Genomic DNA, 21134 nt, shown 5'->3' with positions numbered 1-21134 from the left:
CCCACAGGCTCAGATCTTCACAAGCATCGCGGTGACGTACATGAAGGTGACACCGGTCGCGAGCCCGGCCATCGTGCTCGGCGCGAACAGGGTGCGCGTTCCTTCGCCAGTCATTCGCATCAGGTAGGCGCCGACCTCAATGATGACCTGGAGGATCGCGCCGGCGCCGATCGCCAGTGCCAGTGCCGACCAATGCGGCGCATAAGCAAGGCTGCCGAGCCACATGCCCACGACCGCCGGCCCGCCGGCGAGCAGCGTCAATCCAGCAAAGACCCAAAGCGGCGGGCGCACCTTCAGCATCGGCGCCGCGATGCCGATGCCTTCCGTGATGTTGTGCAGCGTGAAGCCGATGACGAGGAAGGAACCAAGCCCGGCCGCACCAGCGGCGAAGGCAGCGCCGATCGCCAGGCCCTCGCCAAGATTGTGCAGGCCGATGCCGAGGGCGATGTAGGTCGCAAGCGCAAGCCCGGTCGGTGTTCCGCCGCGGCGACCGACAGCCATCAACAACAGGAAGCTCGCCGCGGCGGCAAGCACCACCATCGCCGGACCTTGGAAGATGGCTGCGGCCCGCTCGGCGAATTCAAGCGACTCCTCGACGGTGTCAACGAACAGGAAGCCCAGCRGGCCGATCGTCAGGGCGAGCAGAAAGTTCATGCCGCTCTGACCGAGGCCGCGCAGAGCCGGATAAAACATCAGACCGATGGCGATGGGCACAATCCCGACAAGGATGCCGAGCATGCCCTGCGATATGAGCTGGCCAGAGGTCGCCGTCGGCGTCGGGACCGCAACTTCGATCTCATGCTCGAAAGTGGCACCAGAGCCTGTCACGGCCTTGACCGCATGAGCTTCGCTTCGGACCCATGGAAAGGGCAGATGCAGCCATGCGGTGGCGCCCCGGGCGATCTTGCCGGGTGGATCCTGGACGAACTGCCAATAGGCGTCATCCACCTGAACCTGGGCGATCGACATCGGCTCCGAGCCGCCGCCGCGGACGAGGAGATGCAATCCGTTGCTGTCGAGGATCGTGCGCTCGAAGGTGAGCTTCTCGATCGGGGGGGCGCCGTTGTTGAAGCTCTTCAGGGGATCGGCGACCACGAGCCACGCGATCGCGAGACCGAGCAGCACGAGCGGAAGCGCGATCCAGGCGAGCTTCGCTGGGGTGGACGATCTCGGAGTCGGCATGATCGGCCTTCCCGTCAGGTCGGGGCGCACGGCTTCGTTCATGACACGGCCTCAACGACATCAAACATCCCCATCCATCCAAGCTCGGTGAACTCAGATTGATGGGCGTGGAACATGTACTGGCCAGTCTCGTGCTCCTTGAAGCTGAATTCGAGAATTCCGCGCTGCGCCTGGCATTGTGTGATCAGGTCGACGGTCTTCAGCGTCGGCGTCAGCGTCGTGCCTTGATCGAAATAATCGAAGAAGTTCGCGTGCAGATGGAAAGAGTTGATCGGATCGAATTCGGTCACGTTGATAAGGTAGATTCTCACTGGCCGATCGCGGAGAATCCTGATCGGGTTCTTAGCGTAGGCATGGGCGATGGTGTTGGCCGCGTAGAACTCGTTCTCGCCGTCGAAATTGGTGTCGAACGCATTCATGATCATCATCAGTTCCTGCCACTCGGCGTTCTCGGGCGTGCCGAGGAGGCGCGAGCGGGCAACGGCCTGGTGCTCCGGATGACGGGCCGGATCCGGGTCGATGATGAAGGCACCGTACATGCCCTTGTGCATGTGCCGTTTCAGCGGCAAAGCGTGGCAATGGTAAAGATGACAGCCGAAAGGCTTTGCGTCGAACTCGTAGACGAACTCCTCGCCGGGACCGATCAGGCCGGCGCCGGGAACGCCGTCCATCCGCGCGGCGTGGATGCCATGGAAATGCATCGAATGCGGGTGCGAGCCATAGTTCTTGAACACGATCCGCAGGCGATCGCCCTCCATTGCCCGCAATGAGGGTCCTGGCACGCGACCATTGAAGGTCCAGGCCGGGAACATGACGCCCGGCGCGATCTCGATCTCCTTGTCCTCGGCGACGATTTCGAAGGTTCGCAGCGTGCGGCCGCCCGGGAGAGTCGAAAGGGTCCCAATGTCCCAGTCGGTCAGGAGCGCCGTCGGATCAAAGCCGTTCGTCGCATTGTCGACGTCGCCCACGGTCAGCATGGCACCATGAGCATTCGTATGGGCCGGCGCGTTGTTGCCGACGGCGGGGGCAGCCGCCGGGTGACCCGTATGTCCCGCATGAGGGGCCTGACCGACCGCGCTGCCCATCGCGATGGCCGTCCCCCCGGCTGCCGCTAGCCCACCCCAGAGCAGGCCGCGCCGGTTCAATGTCTGTTCCAGCCAATTGCGCGTCTTCATCACCAACGTCCCCGAGCTAACCCGCGTAGAAAAGCACGGCATATTAAATATAGCAAATACTATAATAGCGAGGCGAGGCTTTGGAACTCAGCCTAGGCAAGCCCTTCTGATGTTTTCGGTCAAAGGTCCTTGGGTTGGAAGGCTGACTGTCTCCACAGTATGTGTTTTATAGCAATTGCTAAGATTTAGGCCGTGGCGTAGTCTGTCCGACCGCGCGGTTTGGATAAGGTGGAATGACGGCAAAGTTGAAACGAATCGAGCCAGCCGAAGGCGCCCTCGTTCAGACCGATACGCAGGTGGAAAGCTTCCGACAGGCACGACAGGCGCGTCGCACCGAGCTGGCGGAGGATTACGTCGAACTCATCGCCGATCTGCTCGACGATGGCGGCGAGGCAAGACAGGTCGACATCGCACAACGTCTTGGGGTCGCTCAGCCGACTGTCGCGAAGATGCTGAAGCGCCTTGCAGCCGATGGGTTCGTCGTGCAGCGCCCGTACCGCGGCGTCTTTCTGACCGAGGATGGACGTCAGCTGGCCGAAAAGAGCCGTTTGCGCCACCAGATCGTCGAGTCCTTCCTCTGCGCGCTCGGCATCAGCCCGGAGACGGCGCGTATCGACGCCGAAGGGATCGAGCATCACGTCAGTGTCGAGACATTGGAAGCCTTCAAACGCTTCATGGACGCCAACTGAAATCAAGGCTTCAAATCGGGTCGGTTCACCCGGTCGATCAGATTGCCGAACGCTCCGGCAAAAATCAGCGTCAAGGCCACGCTCTCGATCCGGTTCCGGGTCCGGGTCCGCAGGCTCCAGACCGCGCCACTGACGGCAATGCCGCTCCTCGGCCATGCAAGCCTCTCCACAACCGAGCGCTATTATCAAAAGGCCACGTCGCTTCAGGCGCGCGCGCCTATGATCTCAAAACTCCTCCGGCTCACGAAGGAAGCACAATGCGCACTGCCATCTACGCCCGCTGCTCGAGCGAGAACCAGCGCGAGGAATCGATCGAGGACCAGATCGAGGTCTGCCGTCGGTATGCGGCGCGGCTGGGTTGTGAGGTCACGGCGACCTTCAATGACCGGCCGATCTCGGGTTCGAACAACAATCGGCCCGGCTATCAGCAGCTGCTGGCGGAAGCCCGCAAGGGCTCGTTCGATGTGGTGATCGTTGAGGCCGTCGACCGACTCGCGAGGAAGTTGGCCGACATCGCCGGGGTCCATGATGAACTCTCGTTTCACCGGGCGAGCTTGCATGCGGTCAATGTGGGCGCCATCACCACCATGCATGTCGGCATGCTCGGCACCATGGCGCAGATTTTCCTGTCGGACCTGCGCTCGAAGACCAAACACGGCCAGCTCGGCCGGGTGCTGCAGGGCAAGTCGGCGGCCGGTAAGGCCTTCGGCTATGATGTCGTCGCGGGTGTCGAGCGCGGTGGCCGGACGATCAACCAGGCCGAGGCCACGATCGTCGAACGGATCTTTTCGATGTTCGCTCTGGGCGTGAGCCCACGGGCGATCGCCCGCCGGCTCAATGAAGAGGGCGTGCCCGGTCCGGAGGGAAGGCTGTGGCAGGACACCACCATCCGCAGCCAGAAGGAGCGCGGCACCGGTCTTCTCAACAACGAACTCTATATCGGCGAGATGGTCTGGAACCGCTGCTCCTATGTGAAGGACCCGCGCACCGGCAAGCGCGTCGCGCGCCCCAATCCTTCGTCGCAGTGGGAGCGAATGCGGGTTCCTGACCTGCGGATTATTAGCGAGGAGCTCTGGCTGGCGGTCAAGCGTCGGCAGGAGAGCATCACGTTCGCGGTATCTCTCGACGATAGCGGTCAGGCGATGAACCGTGCTCATCGTCGCCGCTTCTTGCTCTCCGGCCTGCTCGTCTGCGGATGCTGTGGCGGCAGCTACACCATCATGGCCAAGGATCGCTACGGCTGCTCCGGGCACCGCTCCAAGGGCTTTGCCGGAACGACCGCACCGTCACCCGCCAAGAGATCGAGGGCCGCATCCTCAAGGCGATCAAGCAGAACCTACTGACGCCGGAGCTGGTGGCCGAGTTCACGCACGCCTACACCCAGGAGACAACCGCCTGGTCGCCGYTGCTAATCACGAGGACGCCGCCCTGTCGGGGAAGCTGGCAGCGGTGCAACGCAAGATCGATGGTCTGATGCGGGCGATCGAAGACGGGATGTATCAACCGGCGATGAAGACACGCCTGACGGACCTTGAGGCCGAGAAGGCGGCTTTGCTGTCGCGCCAGAAGGCGCCACGGCCCAATCCAAAAGTGTCGGTGCATCCCAATCTTGCCAGACTTTATCGCCGCAAGGTGGAGGAACTGAATCGCTTCTGGACGATGCAACGGCCCGTGAGGACGCGATGACCATCATCCGCGCTATGATCGAGGGGATCGTTTTAACCCCACGGGACGACGCTGGCGGTCTTGAGGCGATCTTAAGCGGCGATCTCGCCCGCATCCTGGTGCTGTGCCAGGCTGGTACGGGAGGCCCCCAACGACAAGACACCCCCGACGCGGTTGCGTTCGGGGGTGTCAAGTATCGGTGGTTGCGGGGACCTGAAATCGAGACTTGCTAAACCTAATCGGCGACAAAGTCGCGCATGTCGAGAGTTCGTAACTCTATCTCGCCCGAAACCGTACCCGTCAAATTTCGACTTTCGTGATTGACGTCGGCTTACCGGCCGTGAGAGGCCCAAGGCTACACTTCCGCAATGTGCCATTTGAAGACCTTCCGGGTACATAGGGCCGTTAGCCAGCAAAGTCTGGTGTCTAAGGCGACAGCCCCTAGGTGCGCCTCTGGCCTATGCCAGCGTCAACCGATGACAGGACCTCAGGTGGGAGAGGGTTTCTCGGAAGCGTTGACACTGCCGGCGATGGCTTTCCAGAAAGCTTCCGCTGTCGGGCCCTGCCGGCGCAAGGGTCGGATCAATCTGATCTCGACGTCAATCGAGTAATTGCCATGCCCCGGATCAACGAGACGGCTGGCCACGATGTCGTCGTGGGCGAGGGTTTGCGGGAGCCATGCAATGCCATCGCCTTGACGCGCCATGGTCAGCAGCGTCGCCGCCAACTGTGCCGTGAGTGTCTTCTGGAGTGAAAGTGTCGGCCAGTTCTTCTTTAGGACGGCGGTCACAATCCGACCGAGGCCAGACTGCGGCCTGTACGACAGCAGGCGCGATGGAGACGAAGGATCTCCGGGCATCGACCATTGCGGCGTGCCATCATTGAGGGAGCACAGAGCGGCAGCAGAACATCGCGACCAACCGAGACGCTCGTGAACTGGCTGGCCTCAAGGCGGGGCATGGCATCGCGATGGTAGTGGCACAGCATGAAGTTGGCGTCGCCCTCGCCATGATCTGCTCGCACGCCTCCATGGTGTCCGAGATCAAGTTGAGGGGGCCCAGGGTTGCGAACTGGGGATGGCTCCGGATCCAGTCGGGGAAGAAGACGAACGAAAGGGCGTGCGTGGCGGCAATGGAAATGGCCGAGGCCTCCCGCCCCGCAACTTCAAGCGTCTCCTGGCGCACCCTGTAGATATTGCGGGTCAGGTCTTCGGCATGGGCGCGCAGGAAGGCCCCGGCCGGCGTCAACGTGGTCCCTTGCGGTGATCGCACGAACAGGCGCGTCCCCATCCAATCCTCAAGGGACTGGATACGACGGCTGAAGGCCGGCTGCGTCACGTGCCGGGTCTCGGCGGCCCGGGCAAAGGTCTTGTGCTCGGCCAGCGCCAGAAAATCTTCCAGCCAGGTCGCATCCATGGGCAATGCCGATCGTGCATGTCGATCCTCGGTCTTGGCATTGGGCGGCCGCTGACGGGATGTCTATACGACGTACCCAACCTGGCTCAATCCAGCAACAGGAGACCAAGTCATGAAAATCTTCGAGATCCGCGAAGTCACGGCGCCGATCGCCTCATCAATTGCCAATGCCTACATCGACTTCTCCAAGATGACGCTGTCGCTCGTCGCCGTCGTCACCGACGTGGTCCGGGATGGCCGCCGGGTGGTGGGCTACGGGTTTAACTCGAATGGCCGCTACGGCCAGGGTGGCCTGATCCGCGAGCGCTTCGCGCCGCGCATCCTGGAGGCGGCTCCTGAGTCCCTCCTCGACGATACGGGAGAGAACCTCGATCCTGACCGCATCTGGGCGATCATGATGAAAAACGAGAAGCCCGGCGGTCACGGCGAACGCTCGGTCGCGGTCGGTACCATCGACATGGCGGTCTGGGACGCGGTGGCCAAGATTGCCGGTGAGCCCCTGTTCCGGCTCCTGGCCAAACGACATGGCCGCGAGGCCAATCCGCGGGTCTTCGTCTATGCGGCGGGCGGCTACTACTACCCGGGCAAGGGCCTCGACGAACTGCGTGGCGAGATGCGGAGCTATCTCGATCGCGGGTACAACGTGGTCAAGATGAAGATCGGCAACAGCATCGCCGAGGACCAGCCCCGGATCGAGGCGGTGCTGAAGGAGCTGGACGGCAAGGCCCAACTCGCGGTCGACGCGAACGGGCGGCTGACGCTCGAGCAGGGCATCGCCTACGCCAAGATGCTGCGCGAGTATCCTTTGTTCTGGTACGAGGAGGTCGGCGATCCCCTCGACTTCKCGCTGCAAGCGGCGCTGGCCGAGTTCTATCCGGGACCGATGGCCACCGGCGAGAACCTGTTCAGCCACCAGGATGCCCGCAACCTGCTACGGTACGGAGGCATGCGCCCGGACCGCGACTGGCTCCAGTTCGATTGCGCCCTCTCCTACGGTCTCTGCGAGTATCTTCGGACGCTCGAGGTGCTGAAGGTCGCCGGGTGGTCCCCCAGCCGCTGCATCCCGCATGGCGGCCATCAGATGTCGTTGAACATCGCAGCCGGTCTCGGACTCGGCGGCAATGAAAGCTACCCCGACCTGTTCCAGCCCTACGGCGGCTTCCCCGACGGCGTTCGGGTGGAGGACGGCCACATCGTCATGCCGGATCTGCCCGGCATCGGTTTCGAGGGCAAGTCGGACCTGATCAAGGTGATGCGGGAACTGGCCGAGTAACCGACTCTCGACCCAAGGGGCGCGGCCCGGCGCGATGTCTGCATAGGAAATGCAGACATCGCGCGAGACCAACAACAAAGACGGGATCCGAAGCAAGAGGCGCTGCCTCACGGGAATGTAATCAGATTAGACGTCCACAGGAGGAAACTGATGAAGAAGGTAACGCTTGTTCTTGCCGCGCTCACAGGTGTCATCGCCACGGCTGCCCAAGCTCAAGGCTATCCCACCCGTCCGATCACGATGATCGTGCCCTTTGCGGCCGGCGGCCCGACCGATGTCATCGCCCGCAACGTCGGCGAGCACATGCCACGCACGCTGGGTCAGCAGATCGTAGTCGCGAACGTGGCGGGAGCCGGGGGGACCACCGGCCTCACACGCGGCGCCCAATCAAGGCAGCAGAGACGGCCGAGGACCACGGGAGGCCGCCGTCGGCGATTTCACGCGCCATCTTGCCTCCGCCGCGGGTGAGAAGCGATGGCCCCACCTGACCGATTTTGTCCAGCCATGTCAGCAGCTTATCGGGCGTCGGGAGACCGCCGGCGGTTGAACTCCGTAAGTACGCACTTGCTGCAACGGAGTTCGCCATCGCGGGTCTACTCAACGCGGCCTTGATAAACCGGCATGTGGCCGGTTCGCCTTGATCACACTATGACAGGAACCGCTTCAACAACGCACTCTTCTTGCTCTCGTTTGGCTCGACTTAGGCTGTCGGGCACGCACTATGTGGGCACGACAACACGGGGAGTTACAGATGCGAAGCGAGCTCACCACCACCGAGCGTTACGTGCGGCTAATCACCGGCTCGACAAGGCGCCAGCGCACGCGGCGCCTCATCGGCGCCGAGGGCGGCGCGGACAGGGGCTATACGGATGATGCTTGATCTCGACATCGGCGTCCTCCACAGCGAGCCCCAGACCCTGCTCTCGGCCGTCATGTTCCTGAGCGCGTGAGCTGGCAGCGGGAGCCTGACGTCAGCGCCGGCGGCTGATCTGAGGAATCGGGTGGGTGGGTCTGATGTTTTCTGCCGGGAGATAGCACGACGCAAAGCCCCGTATTCCTCACGCGCCTCTGGACCAGCTTTTCACTGATGCCACTCCTATTGCCCGGTAGGACGTAGCCTCCAGAATAAAAAGAATAGCTGGTGGGCGAGGCTTCAAGGTAGCCTCGATGATGGGTTTTGCGAATCGTAGCCTCGGCATGGCTGACTTTCAGGTCATCTTGCTCCAAACGCCTCGCATTCCCGTCGACGGAAACTATTTCGGCTCACCTTGACGTGCCAGTGTTTCGGGACGGACCTCGATTGCGCCTTCCAGCGTGACTTTGTCGAAATCCGACACGAGCGCGTCAACCCGCACCTGCCAATGTCCGGGCATGGGGATCAGCAGATCATCGACGCGCCACGTACCCTCGTTCGTTTTGACGGCATGTCGTTCGAACGGTTCAATACCCGAGGACGGCTTGGACAAGGCGACCACCACCTCTTTGGCGTTGAGGGGAGCACCTGACCCCAACGCAAGTCTGACCGTCGCCACCGTCTTGCCAGCGCTTCCCAGAGCAAAGGTCACCTGCGCCATCATCCTGTCCGTATGGATGTGGACAGAGACAGGTTGAGGTGCCGTATTCTGAGAACTGCCGGGGATTGCAGCAAGCGCGCGTGGAGGCGGCGTGAACCGCCACCCGGCCACCAACCCGAGGATCAGCAGGACAAGCACGCCTTCCGCTCCGATAGATTGGGCGAACCGCTTTCTCGGCTTCTCAACGCCTTTGGCCAAGGCTGGCGAAAACACAAGGCGATTGAGGCTCGCAAGGACCAGAAGACCACCGACGGCGAGCAATTTGACGAGCAGGAGGTTGCCGTATGAGGTTCTCCAGAGCGCCTGAAACGACCCAACCTGAATGACCGTAAGAATTCCTCCTGTGAGCACCAGAAGGATCACGACCGGCAAGATCGCGACCGAGTAGCGGCGCAAAACGATTACACAGTACGGGTCATCGGCGCGCAGCATCATCATGAAGAGTGGCATCAGAGAACCAATCCAGAAGACCAGACCGGCCACGTGGATGAAGACGCTTGTGCGCGTGAGCCATTGCGGTTCTGCCGTGGCCGCGTGACCGCTCGCGGCGAAGGCGATGCCAACTGCGATTAAAGCAGCCGCCGAGAGCGCCTTTGCCTGCCGATGCTCGACCACCACGACCGAAAAAAGGCTGCTCAGAAGAGCGAGGACCACAAGAATTGCGGTGGTCCCAAAAGCGGTTTCGAAGCCTTGGAGCCAAACGGCTTTATTGCCGAGCGCGGTGGGCGGAAGCGCAAGAGCGTCGAGCCCTTGCAGGCCCACTGACAGAAACGTGGCGAAGATGCCGCCCCATATCAAAACTACAACCACCTGACGGGCAGACCCATGCGGCTTCGAGCCTGCGACCCACGCGGCAAAGAACGCACCCCCGACACCCGCAAAGGCACCGATGGACATGAGCAGCCGCGCCGACCACAGGCCGACCTGGACTGCGCCGCTCGATGTGACTTCGGTTGACCGGTTGTCAGCGACCGGCAACCGGATGGAGAACAGCAGCGAGCCGCTGATGGGATGGCCGTCAGCCGATACGACGCGCCAGCTAAGGGCATACGTTCCATCAGGGAGCCCCGTCGGTGGCGTGATCTCGACCGACTGGTGGAGCAACTTGAACTGCTTGAGATCGGTTGCGTCGCCCTTTGGGCCGATCAACCGCAAGATGAGAGGCGAGACCGGCTCGCTGAACTGGAGAACAATTCGGTCCGGCTTATGTTGGAGAACAGCCCCGTCAGACGGCTCGGCGGCGACAAGAGATGCGTGAGCGAACGCTCCTCGCGGAGCAAGCACAACCGCGACGGCCATCAGCAGCAAGACCAGGATCGTCCGCAGGGTCATTTGGCATACCGGGTTGGACGCGCGCATGCGACGAGCACCCGCGCGTCTTGTGCTTCAGTGCGAGGCTTTCGCCGGAAGCAGTTTTACCCCAGGGGCAGGATACTTGTAGTCGTCTGCCTTCCTGCCCTCGGCTGGAATTTCGATCCATCGATCAGCCTTGCCGCCTTCGCAATCCTGGACAATCGGGAAATAGAGGGTCGTCCCCGCCTGGAGGCTGTCGGTCAGGGCTCCTCGGAACACGAACTCATCGTAGTGCTCATCCAGGAGTTTGCCTGTCCAGATGATTTCCTGGACGCCTTCCGACACAGGCGTGCCATGGTTGTCATACGCCTTGGCGTACGGCCCCTTGACCGTCTCCACCGCCCAGCCGGGCTTAGGCATCGGCTTGACCGCGATGACGCCCTCAGGGATGCGAACGCGCACCTTGAGGGTGGCAGCGCCATCGCACCCGTGGCCGACGCGGACGACGCCCTTGTAGGTTGATTTGACGGGAGCCTCTTGCACCTCAAGGGTCGAGTGCGCGAGGGCCGCAGAGGCGACAAGACACAGGGATACCGCAGCACCAAACGTGCCGAAGCGATTGATGAGAGACATGGCTAAGGTCCAGTTGTTGGAATTGATCGGAGATGATTGGAGATCAACCAAGGGGCGGCGGTGCGCGGGCTCCTACTGGAAACACGGATGAAGCTCGGCCCCATGCTGGTGGGTCCTGATCGAACTTGATCGCGATGGCGACCAGACGCGGAACTGGAGGAAGAAGTAGTTCAGGAGTGGGGCCGATATCGACGCCGAGCTTTCCGCACAGAATGCAGCAGAACCGCCGGTCATGTTTTTTGTGCTGGTCATCGACCGGCGCGGGTTCTCCGGCCTCGTCAGGGCAATCGACAATATGAGCATGGCCGACAGGGGATGGAATGGTGTCGCGCGGCTTTGCCGAGACACCGGACCCGAGGAGCAAAGCGTGCAGTGCCAGCGAAAACGCCGCCGAAATCGTGTTCCTCAAGTGGTTCGGTCGGGGCGGCATGCCATGGTCCAAGGTCGATTGGTATCGAACACTTCTAAACGTGCGTGTCTCGTTCCTCTTTGATCGGTCGCAACGTTTTGATGCTTTGGGGACAGGAGTGCGGGTTCAGCAAACGCAAGTTATTCGCGAACCGAGATTGATCCCCGTCCAGAATGCCTCTGAAACTGCTCTGTGGTAGGATAACCTTCCCGCCTCAGAAAGCTGTCTGCCATGTCGCTGGCTCCGAAAGGATAAGGGCATCGCGCCAACCGCCTGCTGGCGGACACGGAGGAGGCTTCGGCCCCTCACCGACTGGCTGATCGGCTGACCCTAGTAAGGCTCCCTCCGAGCTAGTGATAAATAGCTTTACAGGAAACTATCATCTGCGCCTGGCTTCAATTCAACAGGTGGTCGACGCGACAGCCATCCTACGTTGGGTGGCTGCTCCACGCAGGTATAACCAACAAAGCACTGTGGGGTATCAGCCGTGGGTATCCAAGCTGGTCGGGTAAACTCAGTTGCTAAGCAGAAGGCTCCGCTACTGACATAGCGATCATACGTGTACTGCCCGGTTTCTAAGACAACCGCCCCCCGACTGGTAATTAGGGAACTGGCTTGACGACAACTCATTCCGAGCGTTCGGGGACGCGGTTGGGCAAGTGTTACGGTTGTAAGCAAGGTCGTTGAGACGACAATCAGGCACAATCTCTTCATAACAATCACCGTTATAGACAGGATTGGCTCTGGGATCGGACATCGACGCAAGTGGTCTCCCCAAACAAGATGTCAATAACTCGGGAGTAGGCTGCGGTCGAGCGCGCGCAAGCGTTATATCGCTACCCTGCGAGTTTCGCTATCGCAGCGAGCGTGAACCGCCTCGCTTCGCTTTTGATGCAGTACTTCCGGTCGTTTCGACATCAATCGTGTTGACCGCGAACTTGTCACCTGATCGAAACCCATCTGTCGTCCATGCGCTGTTCACGCTCGGACGCAGGTTAGCAACGAGCTTGCGAGTATCGGTGGGAACAGCCTTTCCCGCCTGCGCTATAGGTTTGAACGCAGCCAGCTTGTGCTGATTTCCCGGCTGCCCGGTGAAAACCCGCAAACCATCGGGGAACATCACCATGTCTCCGGGTCGGAGGGTGCTATCGGTCATGAGAGCAGGAAAAGGGTTGTCGATCTCCCCCGGAGCCTTCAGTTTTTCCGTGGTCTTGACCGAAATTTGTTCAATAGGAACCGGCTTCGGATGGGATTGTGCCCGGCGCTTGGGCCTCTCAATCGTGCGGGATTCGAATGGCCGCACCGGAACTGCCGCAACAGCCGGAGACAAAAATTTGGAAACCCCGAAAATATCTTGGGCTCTTGCAGGAAGGGCGAAGGTCCCGACCGCGAGAACGAAGGCCGACGCAAAGATGCCCGAAGGCTTCACCCACGTTCGTAGCCCGACCCCCAACTTTGTCATGTGCCGCCCCCTGCTTGCAGGCAACGTAGTTAAGCGTTTGTCGTTCCGGAAACGGACACAATGAATAGTACTCTACCGGTCGCCCGCCGTGTCTGGCCCGGTCGATTTCCCCCTTGCCTTCCGGTCGCCGCAAGAGGCTGTTCTGGTTCACAGGGTCGGGCCGCTGCACATCCTGCTGATACGCCCGCAAGCTCATCACTGAGTGGGTCCGGGATTACAACACCACGAGGCCACACTCCTCGTTGGGCTATCGAACACCCTTGGCGTTTGCCGAGGGTCTCCAAACCGCAAGAGGCCATCACGCTGCGCAACGGGAAAGCTCCGCGCGCTGGCCTCTTGCTTCTCGCGCGCCACAAGGCGTATCAACCGCCGAGGCTCTAATTGTCGCCGGATGAAAGTTCAGAGGCAGGTCACCAGCGTTCTGAACTGGGACATAGCCAACACCTTGAACGACGACGTTCGGCGACCGCGTGACGGTGTGCCCGGCATGGCAGCGAAGAGTTCGCCGTCCTGTTGCCCGAGACAGATCGGGCCGGTGCGCTGTTGATCGCGGAGACGATCCGCCAAGCCGTCATGGCATTAGGCGTTCGGCACGACGGAATTGCAACCGTCAGTCTTGGCGTCGCCTCGGTCAAGCCGTCCTCGGAGATGGTGCGTGCGACCCTTCTGAACGCCGCCGATGCGGCCCTCTACCGGGCGAAGGCGGAAGGGCGAAATTGCGTCCGCGCCGCCGAGGAACACAACGAGCTGCTCAGGTTCACGAACAACCGAGCAAGCTCTACGCGGTAAGGAGCAGCGTGGTTGCTGACATGTTCGAGACGGTCCCATCCGCCTCCCAGCATTAACCAACTTTAGCTCGATTAGAGCATCTGGATTTTCTTGTGCGCCGTTAGGGCGTTTACTGGACTATCAAAAGGAAAGCCAAACCTGATGCGACGGATGGATTCCAACCTAGCGTTAAGGTCGGAGGCTCGCGCTAAAGCTTCGATCATGAATCATCACAGGATAAAAATACCGAACAAGTCCAGCCCATTTTTGACTAGAGCATCTAACTGCTTGTCATTACTTTCATTCATGTACCCAATTTGCGAGCACCTCTTTGCTCGGTCCCGTCATGTCCCTCGCCGTCCGCTCCCAGTTGCTGGCCGAGACACTGGTCGATGCAAATCTGCACCGAGGCTAAAGCAGTGCAACGTGGCGTCAGCCCTCGCCTGCTATCATCCTTTGCTCACCCACATGGAAAATGTCCGCGGCGGATCGACGTTGTAGGGTTGTTAGAGCTCGACGAGATCACCGGATTCGACCCAGATGAGGCGCTCGACGAGCTGCTTCGGACGTTTAAATACTTGCCGCAGCGCACAGATCACATTCGGACATTTCAACGCCGAACAACGCCATTTCATTGCTGTCATTCGGCTCGACTTCACCCGCCCGCCGAGCATTGATGGTGAGTGTCAACATGGGGTGGAGGCCGATGCAGGAACGAGTTCGAAGGGGCGGGACAAGCTGTAGGAAAGGGGTCCACAGCCTGGTGAGACTGCGGTTATCCATGGGTATCGCTGGACGATCGGTGTGGCTAGGCGACAGCATTCCGAATGATGTTGAACACAGCTCGATGTGCTGCTCAGCGAGAGAGAAGCCCTGATTACGGTCGTCTCGATGTCAAGAAAGGCTAACCAATTTCCACGTGAGCGCTAACGCGCCTCGCAGGCGATGATCATCCCTTAACCGCCCCGCTGACCGGGGCCCGCGTCAGTGACGGCGCCGATGCCGTTCTTCTGACAAAGGGCGATCGCCATGACCGACACTCTTAACCACCGACTTCGCTTTATCACCGCACGAGGTCGCTACGATCTCGCTGCGATCCTGGCATGCGCCCATCAGCGGTCCAGACGAGGCAAGGGTTCCTATCAGGGCGAACTCAGCTTCGCGCTTTCCTCGGTTTGGCGAGATGCCAATGGCGAGATGCAGATCTACCAGATGCGGGTTCTCAGCCGCACTCCTTGCTCTTCGCAACACTTCATCCGACCGGGCGAATATGCCGACACCTTTGAACTCTGGGCGGTCGCGGTGAAGAGCAAGCCCCATGCCTCGTACGTTCACGCCGTCTGACACTGGCCCGAAGCACTCTCGCTCCTCCACCTAGAATGCGCCCTCGGGCGAGGACAGCAATGACGCTGCCGATCTCAAAGGAATCCGCATGGTTACCACGCTCAAACTCACCGATGCCCAGCTTCGGCTTCTATCTGCCGCTTCACAGCGCGACGATCTGCTTCTCACTCGACCCGCGGGCTCTACCGGTGGCGGCATCGGCAAGGCCACCCAAAAGCTTCTTCGCCACGGATTGATCGAGGAAACCACCGTCACTCGCAATGATCCCTCCTGGCGTGAGGAGGGAGACGAGCATGTCGGCTTGCGTCTAACAACGGCGGGCCTTGGAGCACTTGGCATCGTGTCTGAAGACCAAGCTCCCGATGTACCGACCTCGCAGACGCCACCCGATCCGAGACCCGCCCCGGCTGCCCGGAAACGAACAACACCCAAGCCGGGGTCGAAGCAGGCGCTTGTCCAGGATCTCCTCTCCCGCGACGAGGGAGCCACAATACAGGAACTCACAGCGGCAACCGGTTGGCTGGCTCATACCATGCGAGCCGCTCTGACCCGGCTGCGCCAAGCGGGGATCGTGCTTAGCCGGGAGGACCGCGATGGCACGAGCGTCTACCGGATCCGATCTGGCGAATGAGGTCCCTAATGTCGCAACTCGCTCCAACGAAGGGGGTGACATCTGTCACTCCCGACCAGCTCGCAGCTCTCTCGTCCGAAGTAGCGGCACTAGTCGCCCTCGACCTCCACGGCCTTCGTGTCCGTTGGCGCAAGCTGTTTCGAACTGACGTTCCACCGCACCTCTCGAAGGCGCTTTTGCTACGCATTATCGCCTACCGAATTCAGGCCAAGGCGCTCGGCGATCTCGACCGAGATACGATACGGCTTCTTGACGGTATCTGTCGTCAACGCAGCGCGGATGGTAACGGACGAGCTCACGTCCCCGCGGTGCAGGCGCCCCGATCCGTTATGCCGGGAACCGTGTTCGTGCGCGAATACGACGGGGTGGTCCACCGGGTGACAGTCGCTGAGAGCGGTTATTCCTGGGATGGTAGATCTTACCGCAGCCTTTCCGAGATTGCTCGCGGCATCACGGGAACCCGGTGGAACGGACCGCGCTTTTTCGGACTGCGCGCTGATAGAAACCCATCCACTACGAAGGACAACAAGTGAGCCGCGACCGACCGAAAGCCCAGCGCTGCGCTATCTACACCCGCGTCTCGACGGATCATGGTCTTGACCAGGAGTTCAACTCTCTGGACAACCAGCGTGAAGCCGCGGAAGCCTATATCAAGAGCCAGGCCCATGAGGGCTGGCGACTGCATCCGGACCGTTACGACGATGGTGGATTTTCGGGCGGATCGCTCGAGCGCCCTGCCCTCCAAAAGCTTCTCACCGACGTGCGGGCGGGCCTGATCGACATCATTGTCGTGTACAAGGTCGACCGCCTTACCCGCTCGCTGGCTGACTTCGCGCGGCTGGTCGATCTGTTCGACGCCAATAGTGTCTCCTTCGTTTCGGTGACGCAGGCTTTTAACACCACCAACAGCATGGGTCGGCTGACGCTCAACGTGTTGCTTTCATTCGCCCAGTTCGAGCGCGAGGTCACCGGCGAGCGCATCCGCGACAAGATCGCCGCCTCCAAGCGCAAGGGATTGTGGATGGGTGGCCACGTGCCCTTTGGCTACCGGGTCAATAACCGACGGCTCGTGATCGATCCGGAGGAGGCTCCTGTCGTGCGGCAGATTTTTACGCGTTATCTGGCGCTTGGATCGTTGCCGGCCTTGCAGGGCGAATTGCGGCAACAGGGGATCCGGACCCGTTTACGCCACCGTTCGTCCGGACAGGCGAGCGGTGATATTCCCTTTACCAATGGTCCCCTCGCGCATCTGTTGCGCAATCGGGTTTATCGCGGCGAGATCAATCACCGGGGCAAAAGCCATCCTGGCGATCATGACACGATCATCGACAAGGGACTGTTCCAGGCCGTTCAGGAACGACTGACGGCGAACCACCATGCGAAGAAGCTGCGGATCCCATCGGATGCTCTTCTCATGGGCAGGCTGGTCGATGACCGGGGACATGCGATGACACCGAGCCATGCCCGCAAGAACGGAGCGCGCTATCGATACTATGTCTCCTGCGTTCTCGCTCAGGGGCGCAAAGAAGAGGCAGGCACCATCCCCCGCATCTCTGCTCCGGAGATCGAAGCTGTTGTAGTGGGCGCTTTGCGCGATATCATCGTCATCGATAATGTGAATGAGCCTTTGTCCGACGCCGCTCTCGTGGAGCAACACTTGATCCGCGTAACACTGTCGCCCGGCTCACTGAAGATCGACTATCGGCCTTCTGCAAATGGATCGGAGCAACGAACGACCCTCGCGTGGGAGCCTCGCCGCATCATCCGTCGGCGGGAGGTGATCGCTCCTGCTCCGACGGCGTCCGGCGAGACTTCCCCGGTCGCTCTCCATCCCATACGTGCCGAGGCGCGAGCCCGGCTTCTCGAGGGTGTCGCCAAAGGGCGCGCCTGGCTCGAAGATCTCGTCACTGGGCGGATCACCGCCATCGAAGACATTGCGGCACAGGAAGGGGCGACCGCGCGGTCGATCCGCATGACACTGAACCTTGCCTTCCTGAATCCGGTTCTTGTCAAAGCTGCTGTCGAAGGAACGCTTCCTCGCGGCACAGGTCTCTCGCGTCTTGCCGATCCGCCCCTCGATTGGCAGGAACAGATGACAGCAATGCTGGGAGCATAAGGGGGATCCCAGCGGTGCCATTTGCCAAAACTGGCGTCGGGAGCGCTCGAGGTGTATGGACATCTAAGTCATCGCAAAGCTATTCGGGTTTCTACAAACCGCCATTGTGTGAGGGTTACCGCAGACGGCCTCGTCCACGACAGAAGCGCGCCGCAATTCTTCAACCCGTCAGCGTCTCTAGCACTTCCATCCGTCTGAAATCGATCATTTTATGTCTCGTCCCAGTCGCTCCTTCACGGTCGAAATCCGCGGTCGTCGTAAACCCGCTCCTCTGTCCTGGGCAGACCTCATTTCCAAAGAGGTAACCGCCTCGCCGATCGGCGAGGAGAAGAATTCGCAATCCAGCCCGCCGAACAACGCGACGATCGATGCCGAAAAACCGTCCAAAGGGCGCATTCTGCCGAGTCTGGTTCCCGAATTTGGGTCGGTTAGTGTCTGTTCAGACACCCCGTCTAAGCCGGTTAAAACACGCAAGAAGCGTGAGCCTCGTTTACCGAAAGCTACTGGGCAAAAGGATTCGACATTCCTAGCGACAGACATGACACCAGCGGCAATTTCGGCTCCGGCACCAGAAAACAAACAACGTGACGAAGACAGAGTTGCGCCAAGCCCGTGGCGCCGCCGACGCCCGCCAAAGGCCACCTACTTGGCTAGATCCGAGAAGTGGAAACGTCGTTTTCCCGCGATATTGCGTTGATGGATCCGTTGTGGGGAGGATTTTCATGCCCCCATTCTTCCGACGAATCGTGATCAGGGCAAACGTGGGAGCCTTCTTGCCAGCATGATACGGGACGCTCGCTCTACACCTTGAATGCGATTCGCGCATCGAACAGACGCGGTAGCTTTGCCGAGGGTCCCGCTGAGCCACCTTCTCCTGCAAACCGTGTCTTGGACATGACCGCACTGGGCCGATTGCAGACTGGCGGGTTTTCGGAACACATGGGCAAAAGCTGCCATTGAGCGAGACTGAATCGTTGTTCCTATTGGCGTCATGTCGAGTTCAGTTTACGTCTTTGTCGTTGGGTGGGGGAAAGCGGTTTGAGCGAGACTGAATCCGAACATGGCGCGATTGCCATTCCTGTCACCGGAATTGTAGCAATTGAGACCGTTGAGGCAGGCGCGCCGCATGCGGCACCAAGCGACGTGCAAATCCTCAAGGAGGCCGGCGATCTTACTAGCGCCGTTGCGTTCGTCAGCGACATTCCTGAGGCGGACTATCAGGCGGAGATCCGTGATGAACAGCCTGCGCTAGGTGTCACCGACACCCGCTCTAACCGTGCGCGCCGTGGACCCGACTCGACTCGATTACGGTCCGCAACTCCAAGGCCACGCAGGAGGCCATAATCCCGCTCGGCCAGGTGACGATCCTGGTCGGTCCCAACGGCTCCGGTAAATCCTCGGTTCTTCAGGCTGTGCATTGGGCCGCGCGTGCAGCGAGCTATGTCGCACCCAAGAACACAAAGGAGATGATCTCCTTCGAGCGCCTCGACTACGTTCCCTCGAGTGAACCGTTGCGCACGGCGCACAAAGGCGAACTAAAGACGGATTCGACATCTTCGCCAGTTGAGGTCGTGTTCGCGCATGTTCCGGTCGGGGAGGAACGAGCCCATGCCACGGTCAAGATCCGCGCGGCCCGAAATCGCGGGGGCATCACGGCGTACATGGAGGGTGGGGGCACAGTTACGCCCTACAAGCAGCGCTTCCAGTTTATCACGGCTTACATTCCGGGGCTTGCGGGTCTCGCCGAACGGGAGAGCATCCTCGCCCAGCCGTCTCTACGCAGGCAGGCAGCGAGCGGAGATGCTGGCGGCGTCATGCGGAACATCCTTCTGAACCTTCGCAGCCGTCGTGTGAACGAGACTGACGAATCCGAGGGCATCGCGCGCCTTAGGCGGCTCAACGAGTATGTCCGCACGGTCCATCCTGGGATCAGCGTGAACGTGTCGTTCGATGAACGTGAGGACTATCACATCTCGGCGACGTACTCCTCACCCGGCCTTGGCAATCAGGATCGGCCTCTGGAAACCGCGGCCACTGGGTTACTGCAGGTAATCCAGATCTTCGCGTACCTAATCCTCTTCGAGCCGAAGATCATGCTCATTGACGAGCCTGATGCTCATCTGCATCCCGACAAGCAGGAGCGGTTGATCGAGACCTTGGAATTAGCGGCGGAGGAGTCCGAGACTCAGATTATCCTGACGACCCACAGCCCCCACATTACCCGTGGGGCGAGTCCATCCGTAAAGCTGGTGTGGATGAACGAAGGGAAGGTCGAAACCGACGACGGGGAGGCAATCCGCCGTCTGCTAGGCTGGGGCGGTCTCGACAAGTCCGCGTTGTTCTTTGTCGAGGACGAGGACGATACGGCGCTTCGCGCGATCCTCCGTCAGTGGCCGGAGCTGTCGAGGCAACTCGCCGTTTGTCGCTGTTTCGGGATTGATAATCTTCCCAAGGACAAGCTCCTGAGTGGATTGCTGGTCGACGGCCAGCTCAAGATAAAGGCCATCATCCACCGTGACGGCGATTTCATGAGTGCCGATGAAGCGCAGATGTGGTCTGACCGCTTCAACACCAATGGCACATTCCCATGGGTGACATCGGGATGCGACGTGGAGGCATATTTCTGCATCGCGTCGCACCTTGCAGCCCTCTACGGCGTGACGATGGATGTCGCGGAAGGCTGGAGGACCGCCGCAGCGGCTAAGGTCGGGCAGGCGAAGGACACCTTCTTCTCAAAGCGTAAGCTGGTAAATCGCGAATTGTATCCGGACGGCGGATCGCCAAACTCGGATACCCTATGGGACGCCGCTGGCGGAGCGGGCCCGAACACTGTGAAGGGCAAGAAGTTGCTTGCGGCACTCAAGGAGGTCGTCAAGGCTGCCGGTCATGACGACAAGCTGCTGAACGCTTACCGCGTCTCGAATAACCATGAAGTTGCTGGTGATCTCCGTGTGTTGCTTGAGGCTTGTCTTGCGCCATCGCAGGCAGGTGCCGGGGGGACTTAATTTCGGAAGTGGAATTCCATTCCACCCCACGTTCGACAACGGACGTGGCACCGACGGCGTCTGCTTCCGGGCTGAAACAAAGTTTGCCTCAATGGCCGACATCGGCGCAGAGCGGCCGTTCAACCACGACTATGCGCTGTCTGCCTTGGGTCAAACTCGACCATTCCACCGTAAAGCGATTCGGACTTCTGAACCGACGGCTGCCATCGTTACTATGCTTTTCGCCATCGGATTATTTTCCACTTTTTCGCTCGGGCGTAGTTCCGGCGGCGATTCGGCAGTTTCGGTGTTGGCATAGCGGAGATGGCAAAACTGGCGTGCCAGATCAGATTTGAGTGATTATGGTGCGAATTGTTGAGAAGACTCGACTGCGCATGTGCGGCCACTAGCGCGCGAACAGACTTGCAGTCCGAAAATCAGCAATCGGCCCTCACTTCTAGGTGGACGGCCTCAAGGGTTAGAGTTCGCAACGGCTACTCGACCAGGCGGCCTTTCAGTCC

Annotated in this window: 20 protein-coding genes and 2 pseudogenes; 14 read left to right on the top strand and 8 right to left on the bottom strand. The window is 60.5% G+C overall.

Annotated elements, in window-relative coordinates; genetic code table 11:
* Window positions 1–9: 9 nt before the first annotated feature.
* On the bottom strand, window positions 10–1182 hold the full coding sequence (locus AC1DVM_RS03535) for a ZIP family metal transporter (RefSeq protein WP_477252175.1): 1173 nt from the start codon (window positions 1180–1182) through the stop codon (window positions 10–12).
* Window positions 1183–1220: 38 nt separating this feature from the next.
* Complete coding sequence (locus tag AC1DVM_RS03530) at window positions 1221–2357, bottom strand: multicopper oxidase domain-containing protein (RefSeq protein WP_477252090.1); 1137 nt, start codon at window positions 2355–2357, stop codon at window positions 1221–1223.
* 233 nt (window positions 2358–2590) lie between these two features.
* Here AC1DVM_RS03530 and mntR point away from each other — a divergent pair, with 233 nt between their 5' ends.
* Entirely contained in the window at window positions 2591–3046 is a 456-nt protein-coding gene (mntR, locus tag AC1DVM_RS03525) for a manganese-binding transcriptional regulator MntR (RefSeq protein WP_477252088.1), read from the top strand.
* Between the two features lie 2 nt (window positions 3047–3048).
* On the opposite strand, the gene AC1DVM_RS03520 is transcribed toward mntR, so the two are convergent.
* Complete coding sequence (locus tag AC1DVM_RS03520; RefSeq protein WP_477252087.1) at window positions 3049–3216, bottom strand: signal peptidase II; 168 nt, start codon at window positions 3214–3216, stop codon at window positions 3049–3051.
* Between the two features lie 87 nt (window positions 3217–3303).
* Here AC1DVM_RS03520 and AC1DVM_RS03515 point away from each other — a divergent pair, with 87 nt between their 5' ends.
* Window positions 3304–4389 carry a recombinase family protein gene (locus AC1DVM_RS03515; RefSeq protein ID WP_477252086.1) on the top strand — a complete coding sequence of 362 codons (1086 nt, stop codon included), beginning with the start codon at window positions 3304–3306 and terminating at the stop codon, window positions 4387–4389.
* Window positions 4390–4495: 106 nt separating this feature from the next.
* The gene (locus tag AC1DVM_RS03510) at window positions 4496–4732 is read left to right on the top strand and encodes a hypothetical protein (protein WP_477252084.1); all 237 of its coding nucleotides are present in this window, start codon (window positions 4496–4498) and stop codon (window positions 4730–4732) included.
* Between the two features lie 466 nt (window positions 4733–5198).
* On the opposite strand, the gene AC1DVM_RS03505 is transcribed toward AC1DVM_RS03510, so the two are convergent.
* Together AC1DVM_RS03505 and AC1DVM_RS03500 are read right to left on the bottom strand one after the other, a co-directional pair.
* The gene (locus tag AC1DVM_RS03505) at window positions 5199–5501 is read right to left on the bottom strand and encodes a LysR substrate-binding domain-containing protein (protein WP_477252083.1); all 303 of its coding nucleotides are present in this window, start codon (window positions 5499–5501) and stop codon (window positions 5199–5201) included.
* Between the two features lie 88 nt (window positions 5502–5589).
* The gene (locus tag AC1DVM_RS03500) at window positions 5590–6126 is read right to left on the bottom strand and encodes a LysR family transcriptional regulator (protein ID WP_477252082.1); all 537 of its coding nucleotides are present in this window, start codon (window positions 6124–6126) and stop codon (window positions 5590–5592) included.
* A gap of 112 nt (window positions 6127–6238) precedes the next feature.
* Here AC1DVM_RS03500 and AC1DVM_RS03495 point away from each other — a divergent pair, with 112 nt between their 5' ends.
* The 3 genes and pseudogenes from AC1DVM_RS03495 (at window position 6239) to AC1DVM_RS03485 (ending at window position 8279) form a co-directional block, all read left to right on the top strand.
* A complete protein-coding gene (locus AC1DVM_RS03495) occupies window positions 6239–7399 on the top strand; it encodes a mandelate racemase/muconate lactonizing enzyme family protein (RefSeq protein WP_477252080.1) in 1161 nt (386 codons plus the stop codon).
* Between the two features lie 150 nt (window positions 7400–7549).
* Window positions 7550–7789 (top strand): annotated as a pseudogene (locus tag AC1DVM_RS03490) (tripartite tricarboxylate transporter substrate binding protein BugD); the annotation flags it as partial.
* A 361-nt stretch (window positions 7790–8150) separates the two neighbouring features.
* The gene (locus tag AC1DVM_RS03485; RefSeq protein WP_477252078.1) at window positions 8151–8279 is read left to right on the top strand and encodes a hypothetical protein; all 129 of its coding nucleotides are present in this window, start codon (window positions 8151–8153) and stop codon (window positions 8277–8279) included.
* A gap of 373 nt (window positions 8280–8652) precedes the next feature.
* Here the strand turns inward: AC1DVM_RS03485 and AC1DVM_RS03480 are convergent, their stop codons facing one another.
* From AC1DVM_RS03480 to AC1DVM_RS03470, 3 genes are all read right to left on the bottom strand, one after another.
* Window positions 8653–10305, bottom strand: coding sequence for a copper resistance CopC/CopD family protein (locus tag AC1DVM_RS03480; RefSeq protein WP_477252077.1), 1653 nt, complete (start codon window positions 10303–10305; stop codon window positions 8653–8655).
* A gap of 54 nt (window positions 10306–10359) precedes the next feature.
* Complete coding sequence (locus tag AC1DVM_RS03475) at window positions 10360–10899, bottom strand: YcnI family copper-binding membrane protein (protein ID WP_477252075.1); 540 nt, start codon at window positions 10897–10899, stop codon at window positions 10360–10362.
* A gap of 1262 nt (window positions 10900–12161) precedes the next feature.
* Entirely contained in the window at window positions 12162–12770 is a 609-nt protein-coding gene (locus AC1DVM_RS03470; protein ID WP_477252073.1) for a hypothetical protein, read from the bottom strand.
* Between the two features lie 194 nt (window positions 12771–12964).
* On the opposite strand from AC1DVM_RS03470, the gene AC1DVM_RS03465 reads away from it, so the two are divergent.
* From AC1DVM_RS03465 to AC1DVM_RS03430, 8 genes and pseudogenes are all read left to right on the top strand, one after another.
* Window positions 12965–13165, top strand: coding sequence for an integrase core domain-containing protein (locus tag AC1DVM_RS03465; RefSeq protein WP_477252174.1), 201 nt, complete (start codon window positions 12965–12967; stop codon window positions 13163–13165).
* A 97-nt stretch (window positions 13166–13262) separates the two neighbouring features.
* Window positions 13263–13559, top strand: a pseudogene (locus AC1DVM_RS03460) (diguanylate cyclase); the annotation flags it as partial.
* Window positions 13560–14567: 1008 nt separating this feature from the next.
* Window positions 14568–14882 carry a hypothetical protein gene (locus tag AC1DVM_RS03455; protein WP_477252072.1) on the top strand — a complete coding sequence of 105 codons (315 nt, stop codon included), beginning with the start codon at window positions 14568–14570 and terminating at the stop codon, window positions 14880–14882.
* An 88-nt stretch (window positions 14883–14970) separates the two neighbouring features.
* Window positions 14971–15513 carry a DUF3489 domain-containing protein gene (locus AC1DVM_RS03450; protein WP_477252070.1) on the top strand — a complete coding sequence of 181 codons (543 nt, stop codon included), beginning with the start codon at window positions 14971–14973 and terminating at the stop codon, window positions 15511–15513.
* Window positions 15510–16046: a DUF2924 domain-containing protein gene (locus tag AC1DVM_RS03445; protein WP_477252068.1), complete on the top strand. Its 537-nt coding sequence runs from the start codon at window positions 15510–15512 to the stop codon at window positions 16044–16046. The genes AC1DVM_RS03450 and AC1DVM_RS03445 overlap by 4 nt, the downstream gene beginning before the upstream one ends.
* The gene (locus tag AC1DVM_RS03440) at window positions 16043–17629 is read left to right on the top strand and encodes a recombinase family protein (RefSeq protein WP_477252066.1); all 1587 of its coding nucleotides are present in this window, start codon (window positions 16043–16045) and stop codon (window positions 17627–17629) included. Before AC1DVM_RS03445 ends, AC1DVM_RS03440 begins: the two co-directional genes overlap by 4 nt.
* Before the next feature lie 1304 nt (window positions 17630–18933).
* Window positions 18934–20634 (top strand): ATP-dependent nuclease, encoded by a 1701-nt coding sequence (locus AC1DVM_RS03435; RefSeq protein ID WP_477252172.1) that lies wholly within the window; start codon window positions 18934–18936, stop codon window positions 20632–20634.
* Window positions 20635–20725: 91 nt separating this feature from the next.
* Entirely contained in the window at window positions 20726–20932 is a 207-nt protein-coding gene (locus AC1DVM_RS03430; protein ID WP_477252064.1) for a hypothetical protein, read from the top strand.
* The last annotated feature ends 202 nt before the right edge of the window (window positions 20933–21134 follow it).

This window comes from Microvirga sp. P4_A5, assembly GCF_056402495.1.
The sequence above is the reverse complement of the archived record's forward strand: the minus strand, read 5'-3'. Positions and strand labels throughout refer to the sequence as shown.

Coding starts and splice junctions, on each gene's coding strand:
- AC1DVM_RS03500 (WP_477252082.1), bottom strand. CDS start 6,126: ATGGATGCGACCTGGCTGGAAGATTTTCTGGCGCTGGCCGAGCACAAG.
- AC1DVM_RS03445 (WP_477252068.1), top strand. CDS start 15,510: ATGAGGTCCCTAATGTCGCAACTCGCTCCAACGAAGGGGGTGACATCT.
- AC1DVM_RS03480 (WP_477252077.1), bottom strand. CDS start 10,305: ATGACCCTGCGGACGATCCTGGTCTTGCTGCTGATGGCCGTCGCGGTT.
- AC1DVM_RS03450 (WP_477252070.1), top strand. CDS start 14,971: ATGGTTACCACGCTCAAACTCACCGATGCCCAGCTTCGGCTTCTATCT.
- AC1DVM_RS03475 (WP_477252075.1), bottom strand. CDS start 10,899: ATGTCTCTCATCAATCGCTTCGGCACGTTTGGTGCTGCGGTATCCCTG.
- AC1DVM_RS03530 (WP_477252090.1), bottom strand. CDS start 2,357: ATGAAGACGCGCAATTGGCTGGAACAGACATTGAACCGGCGCGGCCTG.
- mntR (WP_477252088.1), top strand. CDS start 2,591: ATGACGGCAAAGTTGAAACGAATCGAGCCAGCCGAAGGCGCCCTCGTT.
- AC1DVM_RS03430 (WP_477252064.1), top strand. CDS start 20,726: ATGGCCGACATCGGCGCAGAGCGGCCGTTCAACCACGACTATGCGCTG.
- AC1DVM_RS03515 (WP_477252086.1), top strand. CDS start 3,304: ATGCGCACTGCCATCTACGCCCGCTGCTCGAGCGAGAACCAGCGCGAG.
- AC1DVM_RS03470 (WP_477252073.1), bottom strand. CDS start 12,770: ATGACAAAGTTGGGGGTCGGGCTACGAACGTGGGTGAAGCCTTCGGGC.
- AC1DVM_RS03485 (WP_477252078.1), top strand. CDS start 8,151: ATGCGAAGCGAGCTCACCACCACCGAGCGTTACGTGCGGCTAATCACC.
- AC1DVM_RS03455 (WP_477252072.1), top strand. CDS start 14,568: ATGACCGACACTCTTAACCACCGACTTCGCTTTATCACCGCACGAGGT.